The following is a 6,691-nucleotide window of genomic DNA, read 5'->3' as shown; positions in this document are numbered from 1 at the left end:
GGCTGGGGCAGCGGGGGCGGCGGATAGAGCGTCTGGGTCGCGGCCGACTGGCTGAAGGCCGGTGCGCTGTATGCCGGAGCCACGTAAGCCTCGGTCACGACTGTGCGGCCATCGGCCGGTGCACTATGTGCCGGAACCACGTAGGTCTCTGTCACAGCTGTGCGGCTATCAACCGGTGCACCGTGTGCCGGAACCACGTAAGTCTCTGTCGCGGCTGTCTGGCTATCGGCCGGCACGCTGTATGGCGGTGCACTAATTGGCGGCGCACCCTTCCCCGGCGGCCACCCACCGGATTCCTGCTGATGCCGAGTCATGGCTGGTCCTCACGCTCTGGCCGGAACCCACCGGCTGTCCGGGCGACAACGGCGCGCGGACCCGACCCGGTCCCCGCCGCGGGACGCACCGCCAGCCGGGGTGATAAGCGCCGCCCGACCCCGTACCGGTCGCCAGGCGCCACTGGCGGTGCGTCCACGGAGAACGCTACGGAGCGCGCCGCGCGCCCGAACCCGTGAAACCACGCGTATCCCGGTAGGAAACCGGCAGCAGAGCCGGTGCCTCCCCGCACCAACCCGATGCCGTTCTGTCACCGAACCGTGAGCACACAGGCGGAACCGCCCGGCACACACTCCCGTCCCAATCCCATGGTGAAACAGAGTGCTCAAACAGGCCGGATCGCGGCGGTCCTGGCCGTGGTCGCGGCGATCGGCCTCAGTGCCGGGTGCGGCACCAACGCCGAAGGCAAATCGGCGTCGTCGAACGCGGCCGGGCCGGCGGTGGCTGTCGGTGGCGGAAGCGGCGGCAACAGCGCCGGCGGCCTGTCGGGCGATTCGGCCCCGAACGCCGGCGCGGCGCCCGCCGCGGGAAAGAACTCGCTGGCCAAGGCGCCGGTGCCGGGCCGCAGCATCGTCTACACGGCCACCATGACCGTCCGGACGAAGGACGTCGCGGGCGCCACCGCGAACGCCGAGACCCTCGCGGCGAGCAACGGCGGGTTCGTCGGCGGCGAGAACTCCCAGTCGGGGACCGTGCCGGACGTGCAGGGCCTGACGCAGGCCACGGTGACGCTGCGCGTGCCGTCCACGGCGTTCGACAAGGTCATCGGCCAGCTCGGCACCGGCGGAACCGTGCAGGACGAGACCCGCAACGCCTCCGACGTCACCTCACAGGTCGTGGACACCAGCACCCGCGTCTCCGCGCAGCAGGCGAGCATCGCGCGGATCACGGACCTGATGAAGAACGCCGCGAACCTGGCGGACGTGGTGTCCCTCGAAGGCGAGCTGTCGAGGCGCGAGGCCGACCTGGAATCGATGCAGGCGCAGCTGGCCACGCTGAACGACCAGGTGTCGCTGTCCACGATCACGGTCACGTTCCTCGTCCCGCAGGCACCGGCCGCGGCCCCGGCGGTCGCGAAGCACCAGAACGCCCTGCAGCGCGGCCTGCACAACGGCTGGCAGGCGTTCACCGGCACGTTGAAGGTGGTGCTGGTGATCGTCGGCGCGCTACTGCCGTTCGCGGCGCTGGTCGCCGTGCTGTGGTGGCCGGTGAGGCGGCTGGTGCAGGTGGCGACGCGGCTGCGCGCGCGGGCGGCGGGGCAGGGGCCGAAGCCGGCGCAACCAGCACAGCCGGCTGCCGTGACGGCGGCGGACGGGTCCGAATAGCCGCGGCGGCAGGCTCAGGCGCCGGCGATGCGGCATTCGGTGGACGGCGCCCGGGCATCCCGCCTCACAGCACCTTGGCCACCGTCAGCACGATCACCGCGTCCTCCACCGCCTCCACGCTGTGCCGGGCGTCGGGCACGATGAGCAGGTCGCCGGCCATGCCGTCCCACGACGCGTCGTCGGCGACCAGCCGGATCCGCCCGCGCCGGACCAGCACCGTCGCCTCGCCCGGGCTCTCGTGCTCGGCCAGCACGCTGCCGGCCCGCAGCGCGATGAGCGTCTGGCGCAGCACGCGCTCGTGGCCGCCGTACACCGTCTGCGAGCTGCGGCCGGTGGACGAGGCCGCGGCACGCTCCAGGTGCTGGCGGGAGAGGGCTTCGAGCGAGACCTTCTGCATGGTGGTTCCCCTTACGCGCCGTCTACTGCGATCCGGTCGATGGCCGCGGCCAGCGCGCCCATGGTCTGCAGGACCTCCGCCCGATCAGCGTCCTGCGAAGCGTGGAAGGGGCGCAGCAGCGTGTCGGCGTCCAGGCCGCGCAGGTTCAGGACGCTCGCCGCCATGGTGCGGGCCAGGTCCAGGCCGGTGACCGGATCGTCGTTGAACACCCCGTAGGCGTGCCGCATCGCGCCGTCCAGGTACTCGACGTCGTCGGCGGTCAGGCGGCGCGGCAGCGCCGAGCCGGGGTAGACGCGGATCCAAGCCGTCATGGTGTCCTCCTCAGAGTCGGGGTCGTCACGAATCCTCGGACGAAGCGTCCTGCTGCCCGCCGTTCGCGGATTCAAACGGTCCGCACGGCACCGGCTCCCGGTCAGCACGCCGCTCGGCCAGGCGCTCGCAGTAGTAGCGCCCGGCCAGCGCGCCGCCGAAGATGACGAATCCCACGCCGATCAGCCACGACAGCACCACCAGGACGACGCCGACCATGCCGTAGTCGTGCGCGCTGGAGACGATCATCGGGTTGAACACCAGCGTCGAGAAGTATCGCAGGCCACTCAATCCCGCGACGGTCGCGATGGCGCCCGGAAGCAGCCAGCCCCACGGGACCGTGCCGCCGAGCAGGAAATGCTGTCCCCACCAGAAGAACAGCAAAGCCGCCGAGGCGAAGATGACGATCCGCCCCGCCGATTGCAGCGGCCCGTGGCTCAGCAGAACGCCGCTCTCCACCTCGAACGCGAGGTAGCCGACCATCACAGCCAGCCACACCGCCCGGCGCCATGCCTGCCGCCACGACTGTGCGGGAAGGTCCCAGATCCGCTCGTAACCGAGCTTCACATCCGTCACGAACGCCAGCCCGAACGCGGCCAGCAAAGCGAAACCAAGAACACTGATTTGTCGCGCTTCCTGATGATGCGTCGAGAACAATCGCAGCACCGGCGCGGCCGTGTCCCGAGGCAGACCCATCCCGTCGGCGACCCACTGTCCGAAGCCCTGCTGCGACGACGGATCGATCGCCGCCACCACCACGAGCAGCGGCACCAGCGCGACCAGGCCCAGCGTCGCGAACGCCATGGAACGGCGGAGCAGCTCCATCTGCACGCCCCCGCGCCACACGTTCGCCACGACGCTGCGGCGACAACGCTCGACCAGGCGCGCGTACCTGCTCGCGGGCAGCCCGGCGACGCTTTCGCTGACGGCGACGGATTCGCTTTCCATTCCACACCTCCTCGCTCGCCTGGTGATTCCAGGGGAGGGAGAGCAGTTGTGTTGTTCCAGGTGCGCGTGTGACAGTAGTTGGCTGCCAGTCAGCCGACGCGGTCTAATTCGTCTGTTTCACCCGTGCGAACTCGACGGTATTTCAGCATCGCGTGCGCCGCACTCGCGAACCTCGAAGCCGGAGATGTTCCTCCGGGAGCTACCGCTTGAACCCCACTCCCCCGTCGAACCAGATGTCAGCCCAGTCCTCGCGGGCCGCCCCCTCCGGCCGCCACAGCGGCACGTTCACCACGCCGGGCTCCACCAGCTCGAACCCGTCGAACAGCGCGGTGATGTCGTCCCGGTCGCGGACCGTGAACTGCGAGGTCGCGTTGTCCCAGCCCTTGCGCGCCTCGGCGGAGGTCTCGGGGTCGCCGCCGTCGGTGCCGTGCGAGATCACCACGGCGCTGCCGGGCGGCAGGGCGTCGCGGAAGGTCGCGACGATGCCGTGGGCGTCCTCCTCGGGCTTGATGAAGTGCAGGAGTGCGACCATCAGGACGGCGATCGGCTTGTCGAAGTCCAGGACCTCGCCGACGGCCGGGCTGTCCAGGATGGACTTCGGGTTGCGCACGTCCGCCACGACGATCGCGGTCAGCTCGGGGTCGGCACCGGCGAGCAGGGCACGGGAGTGGACGGCGACCACCGGGTCGTAGTCCACGTACACCACCCGGGCGTCGGGGCGGACCGAGCGCGCGACGTCGCCGGTGTTGCCGGGGCCGGGGATGCCGGTGCCGATGTCGAGGAACTGCGTGATACCGGCTTCGGCGAGGTGGCGGACGGCGCGGCCGAGGAAGGCGCGGTTCTCCCGAACCATCTCGCGCGCGCCCGGCAGAGCCTTGAGAACGACCTCGGCGGCCTGGCGGTCGACCTCGAAGTGGTCCTTGCCGCCGAGCAGGCAGTCGTAGATGCGCGCGGGGTGGGCCTTGGTGGTGTCGATCGTGTCGATCGCCGGCGGTGTCCAGCCGGGCGTCAGCGGAGCGTCCCCCAACCCCCGTGTGGTGTCCTCCACGCCTGGCTCCCCCTTCACCTTGGTCGTCTCACGTGGTCGTCTCACCTTGGTCATGGCACCGTGGCACCGTGGCCGTCGGGCCAGGGTAGCCCATGATCATCGAATGCTGATACGGGCCGGCCGGCACGCGACCGGACTCCGGTCGGCTTGTCGGTCGGCTTGTCGGTCGGCCCGTCGCGCGGCCTGTCGGTCGGCCCGGAAAGACGCTGTCGCGCGGCGTGCCCTCAGGTGTGCGCGAAACCGGACTCGGCCTGGTGCGCCGGCGGCGTGGTGTTCAGCCGCGTGACCGCCTTGCGGAGCGCGACCAGCAGCGACTCGGCCAGGTCCAGGCTGAAGCCCTCGCGCACCACGATGCGCAGCACCGCGATGTCCTCGGCGTTCGGCGGCATCGTGTAGGCCGGCACCTGCCAGCCGTCGCGCCGCAGCTCGTCGGAGACGTGGAAGACCGTGTACCTGCTCGGGTCGGTGAGCTTGAACGACAGCACCGGGATGTCGGTCCCGTCGCTGATCACGTCGAACGCGCCGAGCTGCGCGATGCCCTCAGCGAGGAACTTCGCGGTGTCCCGCAGGCCCTCCATGACCTTCCGGTAGCCGTCCCGGCCGAGCCGGATGAAGTTGTAGTACTGGCCCACGATCTGGTTGCCGGGCCGCGAGAAGTTGAGGGTGAAGGTCGGCATGTCGCCGCCGAGGTAGTTGACGTGGAAGATCAGGTCCGCGGGCAGTTCCTCGGCGTCGCGCCAGATGACGAAGCCGATGCCGGGGTAGGTCAGGCCGTACTTGTGTCCGGAGACGTTGATCGACTTCACCTGCCGCAGCCGGAAGTCCCACTCCAGGTTCGGGTGCAGGAAGGGCGCGACGAACCCGCCGGAGGCCGCGTCCACGTGGATCGCGATGTCCGTGCCGTGCTCGGCGTTGTAGGCCACGACCCGGTCGTGGATGTCCTTGATGGGCTCGAACTCGCCGGTGTGCGTGGTCCCCAGGATCGGGACGACGCCGATGGTGTTCTCGTCCACGTAGGTCATGGTCTCGTCGGCGTCGACGGTGAAGCGGTCGTGCGCCACCGGCACGTAGCGCGGCTCGACGTCCCAGTAGCGGCAGAACTTCTCCCACACCACCTGCACGTTGGAACCCATCACCAGGTTCGGGCGGTCGGAGCTGAGCCCGGCGGCCTGGCGGCGCTGGCGCCACTTCCACTTCATGGCCAGACCGCCGAGCATCACCGCCTCGGAGGAGCCGATGGTCGACACGCCGATCGCGTCGCCGGTCGAGGGCGCGTGGAAGAGGTTGGCGACGATGTTGACGCAGCGGCGCTCGATCTCCGCGGTCTGCGGGTACTCGTCCTTGTCGATCATGTTCTTGTCGAACGTCTCGGCCATCAGCTTCTCGGCCTCGGGGTCCATCCACGTGGTCACGAACGTGGCCATGTTCAGCCGGGAGCTGCCGTCCAGGAGCAGCTCGTCGTGGATCATGCGGTAGACGGCCTGGGGCGACGTCTCCTGGTCGGGCATCTTGTTCTTCGGCACGTTCACGCAGCCCAGGCGCTTGGTGTAGGCCGGATCGATCACCGCGTCGTTGTCGTCGTGTCGATGGACCACGATCACTCCTTCGGTTGGCGGCTGTCTCAGCGGCCCAGCATGGCAGCAGTAGCTGAACGCAGGGTAGGGGCGCGAAACCCTTGCGTGGCGGGAGTCAGGGGTCTACTTTCCTAGTGGGAAAGTAATGTCAGGGAGGGAAAATGAACGAGCACATCGAGCCTACGGACGCCGCCTCGGACATGAGCGCTATGAACGTCCCGGACGCCGCCTCGAACACGAGCGCCATGAACGTCCCGGACACTGTCTCGGACACGAGCGCCATGAGCGTCCCGGACGCCGCCGACGCCGCGCGTGCCCTGGACGAGATCGACCGGCGCCGCGAGCAGGTGATCCGGCGCAAGATCTTCCCGCGCGGCTACTGGTGGGCGCACGCGGCGCTGACCATCGCACTCGCGACGACCCTGGAGTCCGGGCACGGCGCGGTCATCTGGATCGGTGTCGCCGGATACACGGCCTGTGCGCTCGCCATCGACATCCCGGTGTCCCGCAGGGCCCGCGCCGCCGCGCCGCGCCGCGACCTGGCGGGCCCGGGTACGACTCGCAGGGCGCTGATGGGAGTGGCGGGCTTCGTGGCAATATTGCTCGGCGTGACGCTGACGACCGGCTTGAGCCTGAAAGCGGCCGGGGTTGCCCACCCGGCGGCGATCGCCACGGTGGTCGGCGCGGTGATGTTCGCGGTCGGCGGGCAGTTGCTCGTGCGGTGGGAGACGGCGGTTCTGCTGCGGCGGTCGGGGGC

At 69.8% G+C, this 6,691-nt stretch carries 7 protein-coding genes; 2 read left to right on the top strand and 5 right to left on the bottom strand.

The genetic code is table 11. The features are described from left to right. Window positions 1-641: 641 nt before the first annotated feature. Window positions 642-1,658 carry a DUF4349 domain-containing protein gene (locus GWK61_RS51725; RefSeq protein WP_194921509.1) on the top strand — a complete coding sequence of 339 codons (1,017 nt, stop codon included), beginning with the start codon at window positions 642-644 and terminating at the stop codon, window positions 1,656-1,658. Between the two features lie 64 nt (window positions 1,659-1,722). Here the strand turns inward: GWK61_RS51725 and GWK61_RS51720 are convergent, their stop codons facing one another. The 5 genes from GWK61_RS51720 to gad all read right to left on the bottom strand — a co-directional run bounded on the left by GWK61_RS51720 (window position 1,723) and on the right by gad (window position 5,958). Beyond that, complete coding sequence (locus tag GWK61_RS51720; protein WP_194921508.1) at window positions 1,723-2,055, bottom strand: cupin domain-containing protein; 333 nt, start codon at window positions 2,053-2,055, stop codon at window positions 1,723-1,725. 11 nt (window positions 2,056-2,066) lie between these two features. Continuing rightward, window positions 2,067-2,366, bottom strand: coding sequence for a hypothetical protein (locus tag GWK61_RS51715; RefSeq protein WP_194921507.1), 300 nt, complete (start codon window positions 2,364-2,366; stop codon window positions 2,067-2,069). Between the two features lie 25 nt (window positions 2,367-2,391). After that, window positions 2,392-3,312 (bottom strand): YhjD/YihY/BrkB family envelope integrity protein, encoded by a 921-nt coding sequence (locus GWK61_RS51710; RefSeq protein ID WP_194921506.1) that lies wholly within the window; start codon window positions 3,310-3,312, stop codon window positions 2,392-2,394. Window positions 3,313-3,511: 199 nt separating this feature from the next. Then, window positions 3,512-4,360 carry an SAM-dependent methyltransferase gene (locus tag GWK61_RS51705; RefSeq protein ID WP_323748162.1) on the bottom strand — a complete coding sequence of 283 codons (849 nt, stop codon included), beginning with the start codon at window positions 4,358-4,360 and terminating at the stop codon, window positions 3,512-3,514. 224 nt (window positions 4,361-4,584) lie between these two features. After that, the gene (gene gad / locus GWK61_RS51700) at window positions 4,585-5,958 is read right to left on the bottom strand and encodes a glutamate decarboxylase (RefSeq protein WP_438939830.1); all 1,374 of its coding nucleotides are present in this window, start codon (window positions 5,956-5,958) and stop codon (window positions 4,585-4,587) included. Window positions 5,959-6,095: 137 nt separating this feature from the next. Between gad and GWK61_RS51695 the strand changes: the two genes are divergently transcribed. Then, window positions 6,096-6,691: hypothetical protein (locus GWK61_RS51695; RefSeq protein WP_194921495.1), on the top strand; the 596-nt coding region annotated here is incomplete at its 3' end.

Source organism: Catenulispora rubra, from assembly GCF_015356825.1.
GTDB lineage: Bacteria > Actinomycetota > Actinomycetes > Streptomycetales > Catenulisporaceae > Catenulispora > Catenulispora rubra.
Note: the sequence above shows the minus strand (reverse complement) of the source record. Positions and strands in the feature narration are given on the sequence as shown.